This window comes from Bartonella sp. P0282 (assembly GCF_048452985.1).
GTDB classification, from domain to species: domain Bacteria; phylum Pseudomonadota; class Alphaproteobacteria; order Rhizobiales; family Rhizobiaceae; genus Bartonella; species Bartonella choladocola.
Map to the genome: position 1 here is coordinate 427069 of NZ_WTFO01000001.1, position 19843 is coordinate 446911.

At 43.7% G+C, this 19843-nt stretch carries 12 protein-coding genes; 9 read left to right on the top strand and 3 right to left on the bottom strand.

Annotated features, from left to right (window positions below; all coding sequences use genetic code 11):
• Positions 1-36 precede the first annotated feature (36 nt).
• On the top strand, positions 37-591 hold the full coding sequence (thpR, locus tag GQS64_RS01970) for an RNA 2',3'-cyclic phosphodiesterase (RefSeq protein WP_077990373.1): 555 nt from the start codon (positions 37-39) through the stop codon (positions 589-591).
• Positions 592-727: 136 nt separating this feature from the next.
• On the opposite strand, the gene GQS64_RS01975 is transcribed toward thpR, so the two are convergent.
• From GQS64_RS01975 to GQS64_RS01985, 3 genes are read right to left on the bottom strand one after another with little or no spacing between them, the layout of a single operon-like run.
• Entirely contained in the window at positions 728-1699 is a 972-nt protein-coding gene (locus GQS64_RS01975; RefSeq protein ID WP_077990375.1) for a glycosyltransferase, read from the bottom strand.
• A 2-nt stretch (positions 1700-1701) separates the two neighbouring features.
• Complete coding sequence (locus tag GQS64_RS01980) at positions 1702-2625, bottom strand: glycosyltransferase (protein WP_077990377.1); 924 nt, start codon at positions 2623-2625, stop codon at positions 1702-1704.
• A gap of 9 nt (positions 2626-2634) precedes the next feature.
• The gene (locus GQS64_RS01985; RefSeq protein WP_077990379.1) at positions 2635-3576 is read right to left on the bottom strand and encodes a glycosyltransferase family 2 protein; all 942 of its coding nucleotides are present in this window, start codon (positions 3574-3576) and stop codon (positions 2635-2637) included.
• 1439 nt (positions 3577-5015) lie between these two features.
• On the opposite strand from GQS64_RS01985, the gene GQS64_RS01990 reads away from it, so the two are divergent.
• The 8 genes from GQS64_RS01990 (at position 5016) to trxA (ending at position 19551) form a co-directional block, all read left to right on the top strand.
• Positions 5016-5981 (top strand): FkbM family methyltransferase, encoded by a 966-nt coding sequence (locus GQS64_RS01990; protein ID WP_188318056.1) that lies wholly within the window; start codon positions 5016-5018, stop codon positions 5979-5981.
• 383 nt (positions 5982-6364) lie between these two features.
• Positions 6365-7762 carry an adenosylhomocysteinase gene (ahcY, locus tag GQS64_RS01995; RefSeq protein ID WP_210327962.1) on the top strand — a complete coding sequence of 466 codons (1398 nt, stop codon included), beginning with the start codon at positions 6365-6367 and terminating at the stop codon, positions 7760-7762.
• 132 nt (positions 7763-7894) lie between these two features.
• Positions 7895-10378: an ATP-binding protein gene (locus GQS64_RS02000; protein WP_198230459.1), complete on the top strand. Its 2484-nt coding sequence runs from the start codon at positions 7895-7897 to the stop codon at positions 10376-10378.
• Entirely contained in the window at positions 10375-11862 is a 1488-nt protein-coding gene (tsaE, locus tag GQS64_RS02005) for a tRNA (adenosine(37)-N6)-threonylcarbamoyltransferase complex ATPase subunit type 1 TsaE (RefSeq protein WP_198230460.1), read from the top strand. Before GQS64_RS02000 ends, tsaE begins: the two co-directional genes overlap by 4 nt.
• 4 nt (positions 11863-11866) lie before the next feature.
• A complete protein-coding gene (locus GQS64_RS02010) occupies positions 11867-12586 on the top strand; it encodes a nucleotidyltransferase family protein (RefSeq protein WP_198230461.1) in 720 nt (239 codons plus the stop codon).
• Complete coding sequence (gene addB, locus GQS64_RS02015) at positions 12583-15669, top strand: double-strand break repair protein AddB (RefSeq protein WP_198230462.1); 3087 nt, start codon at positions 12583-12585, stop codon at positions 15667-15669. Before GQS64_RS02010 ends, addB begins: the two co-directional genes overlap by 4 nt.
• Positions 15666-19148: a double-strand break repair helicase AddA gene (gene addA, locus GQS64_RS02020; RefSeq protein WP_198230463.1), complete on the top strand. Its 3483-nt coding sequence runs from the start codon at positions 15666-15668 to the stop codon at positions 19146-19148. Before addB ends, addA begins: the two co-directional genes overlap by 4 nt.
• 79 nt (positions 19149-19227) lie before the next feature.
• On the top strand, positions 19228-19551 hold the full coding sequence (gene trxA / locus GQS64_RS02025; protein ID WP_077990394.1) for a thioredoxin: 324 nt from the start codon (positions 19228-19230) through the stop codon (positions 19549-19551).
• Positions 19552-19843 lie beyond the last annotated feature (292 nt).

Below are 19843 nucleotides of genomic sequence, written 5' to 3' on the forward strand. Positions count from 1 at the left end.
CGTTTCATCGTCACTCACAACGCGTAAGGAATCATAATGCCCCGACTTTTTGCCGCATTGGAAGTGCCGCATGATGCCGCATTGTCCTTGTCACTGTTGCGAGGCGGTTTACCTGGTGCGCGTTTCATCGAAGTCGAGGATTATCATATCACCCTGCGCTTCTTTGGTGACATGAGCAATCAGATGGCTGATGAACTTTTAGAAAAACTCGATCATATTAAAAGAAAGCCATTCAGCCTTCGCCTCAAAGGCATTGATGTTTTCGGTTCAAAAACACCGCATTCGATTTATGCAAGTGTAGAACCATGTGAGGAACTCTTGCTTTTACAAAGCGACATTGATCGTATTGCCAAAAGACTTGGGCTCAAATCGGATAAAGGAAAATATATTCCTCACGTGACAGTTGCTCGCCTCAAACAGGTGAAGCTTGATGATTTATTGCCCTATCTTTCTTCACATGGCCATTTTGAAACGGGGTATTTTCCGGTTAACCGCTTTGTGATGATGTCTTCACATGAGTCAATTGGCGGCGGGCCTTATATTGTTGAAGAGCATTGGCAGCTCGACCGACAGCCTTCCTCTTTTGAATGAAGAAATTTTATAATTTATCGGAACCGGAACCGGAACCGGAACAGAAACCGAAACTGAATCTGAATCTGAAACCGGAACGGCATTGCGGTTTATAAACAAGATCGACGCGCGAATGTCGGCCTTGAGTGGCAAGTTCCTACTTTTTGTGCCTTGACAGTTTCGACATCAATTTTGAAACAAATGATGTTTTACGAAGCATTTCCTGTTCAAAGCGTTTTCTGTCGTCAACCGTCAAGATTTGATCGAGAATCTGTTTTCCAAGTTTATTCCTGTCGATCTGTTTGAATTTGTAACAGAGTTCCTGATAGGCAAAGGGGCTCAATGCGTTTTTGTAATCATATCCTGTGCGGGATTTTGTCGCTTGCAATTCACGCGCAATTGTCTGCAAAATCTCGACAATCTCACCTTGTCTGTTGCTGGCATTCATAATCGAATTTTTCCGGTTGATACGATAATATATCAATCGTTCCCAGACCACAGAAAGCGTTTTCGCGTTCAATAGCGTGTTGAAATAAAACGGCATATCCTCGAAAATAAGACCTTCAGGAAAACGTGCGTTTATTTTTTCGATGAGTGAGCGTTTGGTGATCTTGTTCCATGCGACAACAAATGAATCATAGGAAAAGATTTTTTCAGGCTCGATATCCTCAAGAGAAAAGGAATGATGTGTTCCTCTGAACTTTTTGAACAATGGAAGTGCGGTCTGGTTGTCTTCCTCGGTGATATTGCCGGTTTGGTCATCAAGATAGGCTGTTTGACAATATACAATATCGCAATCGTATTTTTTTGCCGGTTCATACAGCTTTTCATATGCATCCCGACGAATTTTGTCGTCCGAGTCAAGAAAAGCAATGTAATCACCTGTTGCTAACGGGATTGCTGTGTTTCTTGCCGCACCCAAACCACCATTTTGCTTCCGGATAGCGGTAATTCTTTTATCGCGGGATGCATATTCGGCAATGATCTGAGGACTTTCATCAGTACTGCCGTCGTCAACAATAATAATTTCCAAGTCTGTGAAGGACTGTGAGACAACGCTGTCAAGGCATTCACGCAACCATGGAGCAACGTTATAAACCGGTATAATAACTGATATAGCTGGAGCCATTCTTATTTGCCGTAAAGAGGAATTGTATTAAAAAGATAAACATATTCTCTGTGGCGTGGTTTTCTCACGACAATAAGAGGCAAGCCGAAGATATAATATTTCACACCAAAACTTTTCCTTTTAACGCGATATAACCATTTGGGACAGGATGATGTCACTTGTTGGGGAATGTTTTCTTGTGGAGGAAGATTTCCCTGCTTCAGCTTCTCCAAATAAGTCAGGCGCCCGGTTTTCAGCCATTCCATATCTTCTTCATTACGCCAACTCGCTTTCCACCAATGAATACTGAAATTATTTTTTGTAAGGCAATTGTCGCTGAATTTTTCGCCGTAGCGGAACGGGTAAAATGTTTCTTCCGGGTATATGATTATATCCAATAATCGGGTTATTTTGGAAACGCGACGACTATCGAATGGAGCAAAGTTATAATCCCTCTTCAGGATATATGTCATTATCTCTGGTAACAGATGCCGCGGTCCCTTGAAGATCTCGTTCTTTTCGTAATAATCAAGCATAGATTTTAGAAAAGGGTGGTGTTTCACACCTCCTATAATGGCACCATTTACTTCTGTAGGAGATTGAAACCCCACAAAAAGGGACGCAGATAACAGGGGATCGAAACTTTTTGACGCAGTGACATCGGTGTCAAGATAAATGCCACCATAATCATGCAAAACTTTGAGACGCACATAATCCGAGACATAGGCCCATAATTTGCGGTCATATACGGCTTTCAACCATTGGCATTGTTCAAGTGTTGCTTTAAAATCAAACCACTCGGATTTTTCTTCACCGATTTTGATGATCTCATAATCGGGCATGGCAAGTTTCCAGGTCTGGATACAGGCATGGACATCGGCCGGCATATCATCACCAAACCAGACGTAAAAAAGACGCTTGGGCAATTGTGATGTTTTTTTCATCATGAACCTTACTTATCGACGGAAAAAATTGATTATACGTTTGGCGAAGTTGGTTTTTTGACCCGATATGTCAGCAGCTATTTCCAAAAGATAGTTTTTCTCGGATTCGTTCAAGCCAACAAATGGCGATTTTATAAATTTGCGAGCCATATCTTCTTTTCCCCATCTAATATGTTGTTCGGCAATTTTTTTCAATGTCGGGGATATATCAAGGCGATAAGGCAGTTTGGATGCGATCGCAAAAATTTTTGCCAATACGGTCATCCGGTCATCATTGTTGGCTTTCTGTTTGGCAGGAAGAGCACAAACCGAATTCGGATTATCGCGATTGTAAAAATAATATTCATCGGGAACAAAAACCAACTTTTCGGCTCCGTTTAGCGCCTCGAAATTGAAAAGAATGTCTTCGGCAAATCCGTTATAACCTTTCTGCTCAAGAAATGAGATTTCACGGTTCATCAACGAAGAACGTCTGTAGATTTTCCCATGAACTGCGGGAAAAAATATCTGGCATAACAGTTCGTTTTTTTCAACAGGTTCAGTGTAAAGAGATTGGTGATAGTCTTCTCTATAGGAACACTTGTCATGATGGACAATTGAATGATTGGTAAAAGCAATATCGGCGTTGTTTCTGTCGCTTGCAGCAACAAGGACGTCTATAAATTTTTCAGAAATCCAATCATCAGAATCCACAAAACAGAGATAATCTCCCGTTGCCAGTCTAATGCCGGTATTTCTGGTTTTTGTTATGCCTTGATTTTTTTGATGAAAAACGCGGATGCGTGAATCTTTTTTAGCATATCGGTCACAAATTTCACCAGACCGATCCTTACTTCCGTCATCAATTAAGATAATTTCCAAATCGGAAAAAGTCTGATTACAAATTGACGCAAGTGTTTTTTCAATGAAATTTTCAACGTTGAAAACCGGTACTATGACAGAAACTTTTACCATTTTTCTTATTAATTCCTTAAGTGCCGCGCAAGAAGATATGCGTTATCAGAGCTGTTATCTCGAATAAACATCATATGTAAACATATTGGCGTAAATGTAGCAAAAATTAGAGTCCATCATCTGTCATGCTATATATTATTGGTTTATTCCCATCGCCGTGCCGAAACGCTTACGAATCATTAACATCAGTTATCGTGAAATACTTCTAAACAATTACGATTAAGTCTGCAACCCTAAGTAGTATTTTGTTATGAAACCAAAATTATCCATCTCATGTCCAATCACCAGTTGATTGCTTACCAATATACAATAATATAAAATTTATATCGAATCGGCAATCGTCAAAAATACTAGTGAATTTTTCGTTTTATCAAATATAAAATGGTAAATAATCTGTCGACACAAATTTCTATAACCAGACAAAGACGAATTGAATAGCGATGTATGGAAAAGAAATTATGCAAATTTTAAGTATTTTTGATGTTATAGATATTTTTAATTATTTATTTTAAAATATAACTATCAGTTTTTGTCGTGTATTTTATTAATCCGATTAAAAAAGGTTAAAAATATATTAAAATTATTATTGGGGATCAAAGTCGAGGTCAAAAAAACTGGCGTCTTTTTACGAAAAAATAAAGTCCAATGTCTTCGATTGCTTTTTGATTGTGGTGTCGTCTATGCACGCAATGAGTGTATAAAGGCCGTAAAAACCAAATTCGCACTTTTGTGCGACGATGATTTTGTATTCACTGACAAAACGGATATCAATATTCCGCTTTAAGCTCTGAAAAAATTTCCGGAAATCGGAAATGTCACAGGTGCTGTCATTGCCCGTCGTGAAGCGGGTAGCGCGTTATAGTTGCAGAAACGTTATTATGAAAAATTTATGTATCTTGATAAAGGGAGAGGGACACTTTGCTCCGTTCCTATTTCTTACGTAAAACCACGAATATATGAAACGCCAGAGTACACCTTCTATCAATGTGACATGAGTCATCAATGTAACATTCGATCGAACATTTCTGCCATGTGTAAATATATTTTTTATATAAATCTTTATTTTGCATTTATAGAAAATATAAATTTTTATATTTAATTTAACAATCATATTATTATTAGTAATAGTTTAATATTGTTATTAAATAAGTTATTATTAATATGTTACAATATATAAAAAGTTAAAAAATTTATAACACAAAATATAAAATTACCATAAATCGTTTTATATATATTTAATAATATTAAATTAATTAATCGGGCTCCGTTCTGGGAAGCGACCAAATTTTCGAGAATATCCAATTTGCGTTTTTTGCTGTAAAAATCTATAACGTAAATTTATTCGTTTCTTATCTATTTTAAAGCTTTTGATTCAAGGACATCTTATGGGATTACGGCGCTATTTAAAAATAAACCAAATATTATCCAGGATAAAATCGTTGGATAGAAAATTGGAACAGGAAGTAATAAATCAAATTCAAACTGAAAGTAAAACTGACAGAAAAAAAGCTGATGATATTATTGTTTCGATTTTGGAAAATAATGGTGTTCTGAGCAAAAAATTAACGGGCGTAGCTGGTGAAATAGATTATGCTGAAACTGATATAAATCAAAAACTTGATAAAATATTCAATAAAATATCGTCTCTTGATAATGATGTAAATAAAAAAGAATATGTCATCAATGATGACAGAGTGGAGATTATAAAAAACCTTATTAAAGATGAACGTGCCCGCCATATTGTATTAAATATGGAGTTTGAAGGAGCCGATTTATCGCTTCGAATCGACGATTCGGATATTCGTGTGTTCAAGCAGATATTCGTGGATAACGAATATGACAGTTTAAATCTTCCCGAGACTGCAAAAACGATTATCGATTTGGGAGCCAATATTGGCCTCTCCGTGTTTTTTTTCATAAAGAAATTTCCGGATGCGCGCATCGTTGCGGTTGAACCCGATGCTGTCAACTTTTCGATTATGGAGAAAAATCTCGAAAAGTTTTCCAAATCTGTTTCTCTTTTGCAAGCTGCAATCTGGCCCACAGATGGCGAAGTTTCATTGGTTGAAGAAGATGACGATCACGCGTCTCTGGGAGCCTGGGGGTATCGCACCGAGGCTTCAAAGGACAATTCCGCGCTTTCTGTTAAGGCAATCAGTATTCCTACCATCATGAAACAATATGATATGGATTTTATTGATATATTGAAAGTCGATATAGAAGGCGCTGAATACGAGCTTTTCGAGAAAAATTATGAAGACTGGATTGATAAAGTTGGTCTCGTTATTATTGAAACACATGATCGCTTCAAACCGAATTCGGAAGCGGTGGTGCGTAAAGCATTGAAAGGTCGCTTTGATGAACTTCCGATGAAGGGCGAAAACCTGTTTTTTAAGAAAAAGTAAAATCGGAACGATAAAATTTCGAGTATTTCATCGGTTTATTCAATTTTATTATGTATCCTGATTTTTATCGCTATTCAATTTGATAACTCGTTTATAAAAAACATGATCGTTAATTAAATATCCTGTTTCATAAATTCGATATGTAAATAAACATCATAGATAATATATATTAATGATATAAGTGTTATTATAATTTACTGAAAATAACGAATTAATATTATTTTTATTTGATAAACATGTAATATATTTAAAGCACTTTGAATGAATTATAAAACGTATGGGTATTTTTGACTAGTGATATAAAGCAATCTTTATATCGCGGTTGCGCTGCGTTTCGACATCTGCTAAATCACCCGAAGCTAAAAATCTTCAAGGAGTGCATAATGGCTGCCAAAGAATATATTATCAAGGATATCGGCCTTGCCGACTATGGTCGCAGAGAACTCGATATTGCCGAAACTGAAATGCCGGGTCTAATGGCCTGCCGCGAGGAATTCGGCTCCTCTCAACCGTTGCGTGGCGCCCGCATTTCCGGTTCGCTGCACATGACAATCCAGACAGCCGTTCTTATTGAAACTTTAAAAATGATCGGTGCAGATTTGCGCTGGGCTTCATGCAATATTTTTTCAACGCAGGATCATGCTGCCGCAGCAATTGCCGCAGGTGGTACACCTGTTTTTGCGGTCAAGGGCGAAACACTTGAACAATATTGGAGCTATACCGATGCTATTTTCCAATGGCCGGATGGCAAGCCTTCAAATATGATTCTTGATGATGGCGGCGATGCAACAGCTTATATCCTGACCGGCGCCCGCGCCGAAGATGGCGAGGATGTGCTTTCAAAGCCGGAATCAGAAGAAGAGGAAATCTTCTTTGCCCAAATCAAGAAACGCATGAAAGAAACGCCCGGTTTCTTCACCCGTCAACGTGATGCCATTAAAGGTGTGACCGAAGAAACAACGACAGGTGTTCATCGTCTTTACCATTTGCAGGAACAAGGACTCCTTCCGTTCCCGGCAATCAACGTTAATGACAGCGTGACAAAATCGAAATTCGACAACCGTTATGGCTGTAAAGAATCGCTGGTTGACGGTATCCGCCGTGGTACCGATGTAATGATGGCTGGCAAAGTGGCTATTGTTTGCGGCTATGGCGATGTTGGCAAAGGCTGTGCGGCTTCCCTTTCGGGTGCGGGTGCACGCGTCAAAGTCACCGAAGTTGACCCGATTTGCGCCTTGCAGGCAGCTATGGACGGCTATGAGGTTGTAACACTTGAAGAAGCCGCTCCGACCGCCGACATTATCATTACGGCAACAGGAAACCGCGACATTGTTCGCCTTGAACATATGCGCGCAGTCAAGGATATGTGCATTATCGGCAATATCGGGCATTTTGATAATGAAATTCAGGTTGCGTCACTGAAAAACCTGAAATGGACAAATATCAAGCCGCAAGTCGACATGATTACATTTCCGGATGGAAAACGCATTATCCTTCTTTCGGAAGGGCGTCTGCTTAATCTTGGCAATGCAACAGGCCATCCTTCTTTTGTTATGTCGGCGTCTTTCACAAACCAGACATTGGCCCAGATCGAATTGTTCACACGTGGCGAGAATTATAAAAATCAGGTCTATGTTCTGCCGAAACATCTTGATGAGAAAGTTGCCCGTTTGCATCTCGATCGTCTTGGCGTCAAACTGACAACGCTCTCGGAAGAGCAGGCAGCCTATATCGGCGTTTCGGTTGAAGGTCCGTTCAAGCCTGATCGTTATCGCTACTAAAATAGCTATTGCAGAACGTCGTTCATCTATATTGATTTTAAAGGTCGGGCAAAAATGCCCGGCCTTTGTTTTTTTGAAGATACTTCACCTGAAAAGCATAGACATGTATGGTTAAGGCTGATTCGGCTAGATATGATCGAGAAATCAACTTTGCAGGCAAAAGGTGGATATAAGAGCAAATTATTAGCGGGGATTTCGCCGGCTTTGGCTGCTTTATTCTGTTTTCCGGCAACGTCTGTTGCAAGTCACGCTGCCGGTTTCGACGCACTTTCCGATTTTGGCAGTTCAAGCCTTCAAATGGTTGTTTTCGGTGGAATTATTGTTGCCGCAGTCATTATCTGCCTCGGCATTTTTATCAGGCTTTCTTCTGAAAAGCCCAATGACGAGAAAAACGACAAAACCGACTATTTGCAAGAAATTGATAATTATGAATTCTTGCTTACACATAGCGGACAATGTGCAGTTATCTGGAAAACGCCGGTTGCCCCCCCGAAAATAATCGGCCACATGGTTGCACTGGATAAAGCGGGGATAAATTCTCAGGACATATTAAGGTTCGGCCAATGGCTTGATGAAAACGAACTGCGCGCTTTAGATGATGCCTTGACCCGTTTGCGGCAGGAGGCACAACCGTTTACTCTTTATTTGACAACGAAACAAAAAACATTGGTTGAAGCAACCGGTCTTATTGCAGGAACTGCTGCGGTTTTACGTTTTCAGGATCTTTCCGGCCAACAGGAACAGCTTGCCAAGCTTGAAAAGGATGCCGCTTTTACGAAGACGATGCTTGCAATGCGTAATATTCTTCTTGAAGCACTTGATGAACCTGTTTGGCTCGTCAATAACGATAAAAGAATTATTTATGCCAATCGTGCATTTGAGAAGGCCAGCGGTTACGATCCCGAAAAAGCTGAGGAAGCTTCATTGTTTAATGAGGCGACACGTAAGAAACTTCTTGAAAATAAACCGCTTTTCAAAGGCCCCGCCTATGCCATTGTCGAAGGCGATCGCAGGCTCCTAGAAGTCACACAAGTGACGTCCGATGATGGTGTAGCGACCTTTGCTCATGATATTAGCGCCATGGAAGAAATGTCGGAAGAAATGAAGCGCATGGCGCGCGGACATTCCGAAACGCTTGACCAGATTTCAACGGCCGTTGCCATTTTTGGTCCCGACCAAAAATTGAAGTTTGCCAATCAGGCTTTCGCAACGCTCTGGCCGTTGGATACGGTTTTTCTGGAAAGCGAACCCAGTCATACTCTTCTTCTTGATCGTTTGCGGGAAGAAGGCATTATTGCTGAAAAGCCCGATTGGAGGGGGTGGAAGGAAGAGCTTTTTTCCGCCTATCGTTCGGGTGAGCCAAGCCAGCAAATCTGGAATTTGCCGGATGGTCGCACGCTCAGGGTTTTGGCAAGTCCTCATCCGCAAGGTGGCGTGACATGGCTTTTTGAAAATCTTACTGAAAAAATAGATCTTGAAAGGCGTTATAACAGCCTCATTGAAATGCAAGGCGAAACGCTGGACCATCTTTCCGAAGGTGTCGCCTTGTTCGGTCCGGACGGGCGTGTGCGCCTTTCCAATCCGGCATTGGCCAAATTATGGTCTTTACCCGCCGAATTGACCGTTGAAGGAACGCATATTTCAAAACTTCAGGCCGAATGCGCGCAAAAGACAACGAGCAATGCATGGGATACATTCGGTGCATTTATCACCGGTTTTAGTGAAAATCGGGATGCCATTTCGGGGCGTATGGATTTAACAAGTGGCGTTATTCTCGATTATGCTTTGGTGCCCTTGCCAAATGCACAGACCATGATGACCTTTGTCAATGTAACAGATACGGTCAATATCACCCGTGCATTGCAAGAAAAGAATGATGCATTGCGCAGTGCCGACGCATTGCGCAGCGAATTTGTTCGTCATGTGTCTTATGAATTGCGTACCCCCCTTACCAATATTATCGGCTTTTCGGATATTTTACAGAACCAGTTATTCGGACCGCTCAACTCCCGCCAGCAAGAATATCTCGAACATATCGCTTCCGAATCGGGTGCGCTTCTTGATATCGTCAATGATATTCTCGACCTTGCTAAACTTGATGCCGGCATTATGGAACTTGATATTAAAGATGTCGATATTGCCGCTTCAATGGCTTTTGCAACAGAACGCACAAAAGAGCGTCTTGGTACTCGTCCGGTACAAATTGAAGAAAAAATTGAAGATGGCCTCACGACGATTCCGGCAGATCAGGCAAGGCTACGCCAGATTTTTGTCAATGTATTGAGCAATGCCGCCAATTTTGCTCCCGACAATAGTGTTATTACCTTTTCTGCCAAAAAGGATGGAAATGACATTGTCTTTTCTGTTCACGATGACGGAGCAGGAATTCCGGAAGAAATTCTTGATACTGTTTTCAAGCGGTTTTCATCCCATGCCCATCATGGTTCACGTGCCGGAGCGGGTCTTGGTCTTTCGATCGTTAAAAGCTTTGTCGAGCTTCATGGTGGCAGTGTCGCGATAGAAACCGGAAATGCAAAAGGAACAACCGTTTTTTGCCGTTTTCCAGCCAAACGTCGTTCGCCCGCAACGTTGCTTCAATCAGAGGAAACAGAATGATTTTCAGTTTATTTCTTGAAAATGAAAAAGCAACTGAACGCTTTGGCGAGGATTTTGCACTAGCTCTTGAGAAGGGTAATCTTGTTACGCTTGAAGGGGATCTCGGAACAGGGAAAACATCGCTTTCCCGTTCTATTGTTCGCACCCTTGCCGATAATGAAGAGATGGATGTTCCAAGTCCTACCTTCACACTTGTTCAAGTTTATGATTTGCCAAAATTTAGCCTCACCCACGCCGATCTTTATCGCATTAACGAACCGGAAGAAATTGACGAGCTTGGCTTTGAAGAGGCGCGAGAGGCCGGAGTTGTTCTTGTCGAATGGCCGGAAAAAGCCGTAGGAGAATTGGGAAAAGCAGATTTTGCCATTTTTCTTGAGCATCAGGGAAATGGTCGAAAAATAACGATTGAGGCGGAAGGCCGTGCTGCCGAAAGGCTTGAACGTTCGCTGGAAATAAGAGCGTTTTTGAAATCCAATCAACGGGGAAATTTCAAACGTCGCTATTTTACCGGTGATGCTTCGGCGCGTTCCTACGAGATTATTTATGGCAAGGACTGTCATGAGATATTGATGAATGCACCGGCAATGGAAATGCCCGAACAAAATGGCCAGTCTTATGGAAAAATTGCCCATCTTGCGACATCGGTCAGCCAGTTTGTCGGCATTGATCGGCTAATTTTGAAAAATGGTTTTGTAGCGCCAGAAATTCTAGCGCAAGATTTGGAAAACGGCTTGCTCATTACCGATGATCTTGGGCGGGACGGCGTGCTTGATGAAGAGAGGAAGCCAATTGAAAACCGCTATATCGAATCGGGAAAATTGCTTTCTTTATTTCACCAGAAAGAGTGGCCCAAACATCAAAAATTCGGTGATCTGACACTTGATATACCGGTTTATGATCGGGGTGTTTTACGGGCAGAAGTTTCCCTTCTTCTTGATTGGTATTTCCCGTACCTTACCGGAACAGAGGTAAGTAAGTCTCTAAAGCAAGAATTCTATCGGCTATGGGAGCCGCTTTTTGAAATTTTTGAAAAGGCAGAACAAAGTTTTGTCATGCGCGATTATCATTCGCCCAATATTATCTGGCGGGAGAATGAACAGGGTTTGAAAAAAATAGGCCTCATTGATTTTCAGGATGGGCAAATTGGCCCGACAGCCTATGATGTTGTATCACTCGCCCAAGATGCGCGTGTTGCTATTAGCCGCCCGCTTGAGGAGCGTATCATCAAAGCTTATTGCGATGAACGCAAAAAGGGTGCTCGTATCTTTGATGAAGAACAGTTCAAACTCATCTATGCTATTGCCGGTGCGCAACGCGTTTCCAAAATTCTCGGTATTTTTGTTCGTCTTGACAAGCGTGATGGCAAGCCCGCTTATTTGAAACATTTGCCGCACTGCCGCGATTATTTGAAACGCAATCTTGAACATCCGGCTCTTTCATCATTGCGTCAATTCTATATTGCCTCGAAACTGGTTGAAGAGTGAAAAAATGAAAATAACACATGCTATGGTGCTTGCTGCGGGGCTTGGCACCCGCATGCGGCCATTGACTTTCAAAACACCGAAACCACTGGTAAAAATTGCCGGTCGAAGTCTTTTGAACCGCGCTCTCGATGCCCTTGAACAAGCCGGTGTCGAGGAAGCGGTGGTTAATGTCCATTATCTTGCCGATTCCATCGAAAGTCATGTCGAAAGCCGTAAAAAACCGCATGTAACCATTTCGGATGAGCGTGCGGAACTTCTCGATTCGGCCGGAGGCGTGGTGAAAGCTTTGCCGCTTTTGGGAGAAAATCCGTTTTTCGTTCTTAACGCCGATACATTCTGGGTCGACCATGGCACACCAACTCTTGAAGCAATGGCAAATCGTTTTGACCCTGATAGAATGGATATGCTGCTTATGACAGTCAAACGCACGCAGGCAGCAGGGCCTGAAAAAGGCGATTTCCTGATTGGTGAAGGGCAAAAACTTGTTCGTGCACCCGCAAATGCACCGGAAGCGGTTATCTATGGTGGTGCACTTATTGTAAATCCGAAAATATTTGCATTTGCAAAAATCGAACCACAATCGCTCAACCTCTATTTTGACGAGGCCATTGCCCGTGGTCGCCTTTACGGTTTTCCATTGGATGGCAATTGGTATACTGTCGGGACAATTGCAATGATTAGCAAGGTTGAGGAGCTGATGCGCCAAAGGGGGGAAATAGCGTGAAAGACAAGCCGAAGCTGTTTTCGATTTCGAGCGGTGCGCCGTTTTTGCCAACTTTTGTTGATGCACTTCTTTCGGGACGCCTGATTAAAGATTTCGGCAAAGGCGGCAATATCCAGAAAGCTTTGGCAGATACTCTTATCTATGTTCCGACACGGCGTGCCGCGCGTACGCTGCGCTCCTGCTTTGTGGAAATGAGCAAGACACATTCAAGCTTCCTGCCGACAATTCGCCCTTTGGGCGATGTTGATGAAGATACGGCTTTTTTCCTTGATAATGGAGCGGCAGCTTTGTCGCTCAATCCGAAAATTGGCGATGTCGAGCGGCTCTTGTTATTGGCGCGTCTCATCCGTCCGTGGCGGGAGAATTTGCCTGCCCATGTGCGCTCGCTCTTCGGTAGTGAAGATATTATCATACCGGCCAATACCGCCGATGCGATCTGGCTTGCCGAAGATCTCGCCCGTCTGATGGACGAGGTCGAGACAGAGTCCGCCGATTGGGCAAAACTTGAAGATATCGCCCCCGATATGGTCGCCGAATGGTGGCAGGTGACACTTGATTTTCTGGAAATTGTAACAAAAACCTGGCCTGGTATTCTTGCCGAGCGGCAGAAAATAAATCCGGCAGAATGGCGCAATCGGGCCATTCGTGCGGAAACTGAAAGGCTTTTGCGTAACAAACCGCGTGATCCCGTTATTGTGGCCGGTTCCAATGGCTCGATTCCGGCCATTGCCGATTTGCTGAAAGTGGTAAGCGGATTGGAAAATGGTGCTGTTGTCTTGCCCGGCCTTGACCTTGCAATGGATGATGCCCAATGGGCGGCGCTTGATGAAACCCGTGACGACCCCTCCATTTTCGGCCATCCGCAATATAGCTTCAAAAAATTGTTCGACCGCATGAAACTAACGAGAAATGTCGTTGACGAGATCGGGGCGCCTTCGGAAAACAAGAAAAAACGCGCGGCAATTTTATCCGAAGCATTGCGACCGGCTGTGACCACCGACACATGGTCACAATTGAAACGCAATAGTTTTGATGAAATTTTCGCCGATGTCTCTTTGATCGAGGCTGCCAATGAACGTGAAGAGGCTTTGGCGGTCGCGGTTGCGCTAAGGCAGGCGATTGAAGACAAAAAGAAAACGGCCGCACTTGTGACAGGGGACAGAAATCTTGCCCGCCGTGTTGTTGCCGAACTCAAACGTTTTGGCATTGAAGCCAATGATTCCGGTGGCGTTCCTTTAAGTGAAGTTTTACCGGCAACTTTGTTGCGGCTTATTTTACAAACTTTGTTTCAACCCGGCGATCCGGTGGCTTTCCTGTCTATTCTCAAACACCCATTGACATCGCTTGGATATGAACGGGGGGTTTTACGAAAAATTGCCGAACGTTTCGAGCTTTTTGCATTAAGGGGGGGAACCGGAAGAATCAATATTGCAACCTGTGAGCAGTTTGTTGAAGAGCGTCTTCTTGCTCTCACAACAGATGAAAACGGGATGAATGATATTGATACCGATATGATCGAGGAAGCAAGAAAACTTGCGTCTTCACTGGTGAAAGCCGTTCAGCCATTGGTGACATTGATGGCAGAAAGCGAACCGCTGTCGGTGAACGAGGTTGCCCGTGCCACGACTGAAGTTTTGGAAAATTTCGGGGCAAACGAGCAAGGCTCGTTTCACGCGCTTTATGCAGGAGAGGCAGGAAAAGCCATTATATCTTTGCTGCGTGATCTTGTTGCCGATCAATCCGGCCTTACGTTCGACATTTCCGAATGGCCGGCCATTCTTGAAGCTTTAATGGCTGCACGCTCGGTTAGCCCCTCTGCCGGTGGTCATCCCCGTCTTTTTATCTGGGGTGCACTGGAATCGCGTTTGCAAACGGTTGATACAATGGTCATTGGTGGCTTGAATGAAGGCTCGTGGCCGGCGACAGCTCGCAATGACCCGTTCATGTCGCGGCCGATGAAAATGACATTGACACTTGACCCTCCAGAGCGACGGATCGGTTTGGCTGCCCATGATTTCCAGATGGCTATGGGCATGGATAAAGTCATTATGAGCAGAGCATTGAGAGTGGATAATGCCCCTTCTGTGCCGTCGCGCTGGTTACAAAGACTGGAAACAGTTGTGGGCGCTAAAGCGAGCGCCGATATGCGCACTCATGGCGGAGTTTTTGTCCACTGGGCGCGGGAACTCGATCGTCGCAAAAATGTCGATTTTATTGCGCGCCCATGCCCCACCCCGCCATTGAAACAACGTCCGAAACATTTTTCTGTTACCGAAATCGAAACATTACGCCGCGACCCTTATGCAATCTATGCCAAAAAGGTTTTGCGCCTGAAGCCGCTTGACGACCTTATCCACGACCCGTCAGTTGCCGAGCGTGGCACGCTTTATCATGCAATTGTTGCGGGCTTTTCATTGCTGAAAATTGATCCGGAAAAACCGGATGCACTGCAAAAATTTCTTGAAATTGCGCGTGCCGAATTTGACCGGATGCAGCTTCCACTTGATGTTGAAGCTATTTGGTGGCCGCGTTTTGAAATTCTTGCGCCATCAATTATCGCGTGGGAAAAAGGACTTTCTCCGCGTGAGAGATGTGTCGAAATTTCGGCTCGTCCGGTTCATATTGTGCCGGAGGGTGCAACCCTTTCAGGACGTGCCGACCGCATTGATGTGATGAATGGACATTTTGCCGAAATTCTTGATTTCAAAACAGGCTCGACTCCTTCCGTGAAACAGGCGGCAACACTTATGGCACCGCAATTGGCGTTGGAAGCAGCTCTTTTGTCGCGCAATGCTTTTGTTCCGCTTAAAAATATCAAACCGTCCGAACTTGCCTATATCCGTTTGAATGCCCACGGAGAAGTAAAAGAAGAGCGCATCTCTTTATCTGCCAAAAAAACCGCAATCGAACTTTCCGAAGAAGCATGGGCAAGATTGGGTGAACTGGTGGAATATTATCAAAATCCCGCCCATGGCTATTTGTCGCGAGCAATGCCACCTTTGACCACCTATGAAGGTGATTATGACCATTTGGCGCGGGTTCTCGAATGGTCGGCCGGTTCTGACACGGCAGGTGAAGAATGACCAAACGTGAAATTCCAGAAGATGCCATTAAAAATCAGACGGCTGCTTCAAATCCGCAAAGCAGTGCGTGGGTGTCTGCCAATGCCGGTTCCGGCAAAACCCATGTTTTGACTTTTCGGGTTATCAGACTTTTATTGAATGGTACCGAACCGGCGAGGATTTTATGCCTCACTTATACCAAAGCGGCGGCTGCTGTCATGCAAACGCGCATTTTCCAGACTCTTTCCGGTTGGACAGAGCTTGATGATGACGAATTGACAGAGGTGTTGGTCGCGCTTGAGGGCAGAAAACCCGATTCAAAAAGGCTTGATGAAGCGCGCAGACTTTTTGCCCGCGCTCTTGAAACACCGGGCGGGTTAAAAATCCAGACTATCCATGCTTTTTGTGAAGGTCTCCTTCACCAATTTCCTTTGGAAGCCAATATTGCCGGCCATTTCGAGATGATGGACGACCTCAAACGTGACGAGTTTTTAAAAAATGCGCGTCGTGACCTGCTTGAAAAAGCTTATTTGCAAAAAAATGGTTCTCTTCATGACGCTTTGATGCTGGTTTTGAAAACTGTGGGCGAAAGCGGACTTTTTACGCTGTTAGACGAAGCAATCGAAAAACGGCAGGCTTTAAGTCCGTTTCTCGCTCGTGTGAGTGGACCGGATGGCAAGCATATTCTGGAAAAAGCGTTACAAATATCTCCGGATGATACGGAAGAAAATCTCACTGATGAAATCCGTAAAACGGCGCTTCATTCGGAGGAGACTATTAAAGCATTCAAAAGTCTTGGCCACTCTTACAGCCAGAATTTCGTTGAAAAATTGGAGCTTGTAGAAAATGCGGATAATAGCGAGAGCATAAAATTCATCGAACTTGCCTATTTTACCAGTGGAAATCCGCGCAAAATAAGCAATCTGGCGTCAAAAAAACTTCTTGCAGCTTTGCCATGGCTCGAAGACGATTTGTTAATGCGTCAGGAAAAGCTCGTTCTCTATCTCGACAAGTTACGACGTGTACGACTGGTACCGCTCAATTTGGCTGCCTTTCAGCTCTGTTACCGGCTTTTGGCGCGTTATGAAAGTTTGAAGAAAGCAGAAGGTTTGCTTGATTTTGATGATTTGATCGAGCGGGCGCTTAATCTGTTAAAACGCGATGGTGCAGGCCAATGGGTACAATATAAACTGGATCGGGGCATTGACCATATTCTGGTTGACGAAGCACAGGATACAAGCCCTTCCCAGTGGCAGATAATCCAGCTTCTTGCACAGGAATTTTTTGTCGGGGAAGGACAAAGAGAGGTTAACCGCACTGTCTTTGCAGTTGGTGATGAAAAACAGTCGATCTATTCTTTCCAAGGGGCTGTGCCGGAAGATTTCGCAACGAATGGTCGCATTATCGAAAGAAAAGCCGAAGCCGTTGGCAAATCTTTCGGCCACATACGTTTGAATTATTCCTTCCGTTCGACAGCCGATGTTTTAAAAAGTGTTGATCGGGTATTTGAAAAACCGGAAAATTATAAAGGTCTTTCAGCCGAAAATATCAAAACCGTGCATGAGCCGGTTCGTCGCAATGACCCCGGTGAAGTGGTGATCTGGGACAATATTGCGCCAATAGATGTGGAAGAACCGGAAGATTGGCGCAAACCTGTCGACCAGCTTCACGCACCGGCTGTTCGCCTTGCCGAAGAGATAGCAACGACGATCAGCCATTGGCTTCATCATCATGAAATGCTTTCTGGTCAGGGAAGAGAAGTCAAAGCCAGTGATATTATGGTGCTGGTGAGAAAACGCGACCAGTTTGTTCCGGCTTTGGCGCGCGCATTGAAAAACCGCAATGTTCCGGTTGCCGGTGCCGACCGCTTGCGTCTGGCAAGCCATATTGCGGTGCGTGATTTAACGGCGCTTGCCCGATTTGTTCTGCAACCGCAGGACGACCTTTCTCTTGCATCTGTTTTGAAAAGTCCGCTTTTCGGACTTGATGAAGATGATCTTTATCGGATTGCTATAAACCGCGAAGGAAGCCTGTTTAATAGCCTTGAAGCCCATAGTGAAGAGAAGCCGGAATTTGCATCTGTTCTGGCTTTACTCAAAAAATATAGAAACCTTGCCGATAAAACGCCTGTCTATGAATTTTATAGTCATATATTGAGCGAAGATCAGGGGCGGGCAAAAATTCTTGCCCGATTGGGTTCGGAAGCAAGCGATGTCCTTGATGCGTTCATGGATTATACCTTATCTATCCAGAAAACCGGTTTGCCGGGGTTGCAGGCTTTTCTGGAAACAATCAAACTTTCCGATCCGGAAATCAAACGCGAACTCGACCAGAACCGTGAAGAAGTCCGTATTATGACTGTTCATGCGGCAAAGGGGCTTGAAAGTGCCATTGTCTTTCTGGTCGATTCCGGTTCGCGTATCTGGAATGCACAACATGAACCGAAATTCATCGAGATTGACAGTCATGGCAAGAAGAGCTTTTTGTGGCAGCCCGCCAAGGAGTTCAAAACATCATTCGGTGACAATTATATCAATACGTTAAAATTAAAAGCCGAGGAAGAATACAGGCGTCTTCTTTATGTTGGTATGACACGGGCAGAAGACCGCCTTATTATTTGTGGTTATAGGGGAAAGAATGTTGTTGGCGGCACGTGGAGTGAACTTGTCAGCGAAGCGTTGATACCGGTTTCTGAAGAAATTGCCGGCCCTTCACCCGACATCAAGGCGTGGCGTTATTGCGTGGATGACAAACGCGCAAGTGTCGAAACAAAAACCGCTCAAGAAGAAAGAGCGGTTCCCGCTTTTCCGCTTCCTTCCTATTTCCATAGCCGCATGGAGCCGGAAACCGATTTGCCTAAGCCCCTCACCCCTTCAGGTGCTTCACTCGATATTGACGAGAATGCACCAGCGGCAAAAAATAATGTTACGATTTCACCGGTTCTGGGAGAAAAACCGGCAAATTCTTCATTTGCTATCGAACGCGGGACAATCATTCACCGGCTTTTGCAGTATTTGCCGCAAATAAAGGAGGAAGACAGGCAAAGGTTAGCCCGTGCCTATCTTGAAAAAGCCGCACCTGAATGGAGCGAGGAACAAAGAAAGGATGCTTTTGAACAGACCTTCAAGGTCATGGATAGTGAAGCACTGCGCCCTTTGTTTACCAAAGAAGCGCGTGCCGAAGTGACTTTGATGGGAACTGTCACAATAAGGGGCAAGAAATACGTCGTTTCCGGCCAAATAGACCGCCTGAACGATGGCGTAGACACAATTGTTCTGGGCGATTTCAAAACCGGTCGTGCGCCCAAACGCGAGCAGCAAATTCCTGACAGTTACATGTTGCAAATGGCACTTTACCGAACATTATTGATGAGCATTCACCCGAATAAGACCGTCAGAACATTGCTGATCTATAGTGACGGGCCGAAAGTTTTTGAACTCGACGGCAAAAAACTTGATTTCTTGATGAATAAAGAAAAAAGTAATTTATCCGCAGAATAATGGTTGAAAAAGCTTGCTCTTGACGGAATCGGTCTGGCACGCCAAATTTAGACAAATTGGAATCACAAAGGAAAGATCAATGAGCACTGTAAAAGTCGATACAAGCAATTTTGAAAATGACGTGCTAAAGTCGGCAGAACCTGTTGTTGTAGACTTCTGGGCAGAATGGTGCGGTCCATGTAAAATGATAGCGCCCTCGCTTGAAGAAATTGCTACCGAGTTACAGGGTAAGGTCAAAGTTGCAAAAATCAATATTGACGAAAATCCCGAACTTGCAACGCAATTCGGTGTCCGTTCCATACCGACATTATTATTGTTCAATAATGGGGAAATCGTCTCCAATATGGTGGGTGCTGCTCCCAAAAGCCGTTTGTCAGACTGGATCAAAGACGGTATCCGCTAATTTTTCGATATTTTATATTTTTAAACGACGCTATTCTTGAATGGCGTCGTTTTTATTTGTTCGGTTTATCAATTTTCGATCCGGCGTCCGGTGCATAATTTCTGATGCATCATCGGAAACTTTCCGGAAAACTCAAAATTCCGGAAAATAGCCGATAGAATTTATCCAGTGAGACAAAACGTAGAGAAAAACTGTTTTTTCAAAGTGTAATTGTCGGGAATAGCTATCAATAATAACACTTGAAATTCCGGTTTAACGGTTTCCCGACCTGATTGAAATTCAACTTGATATA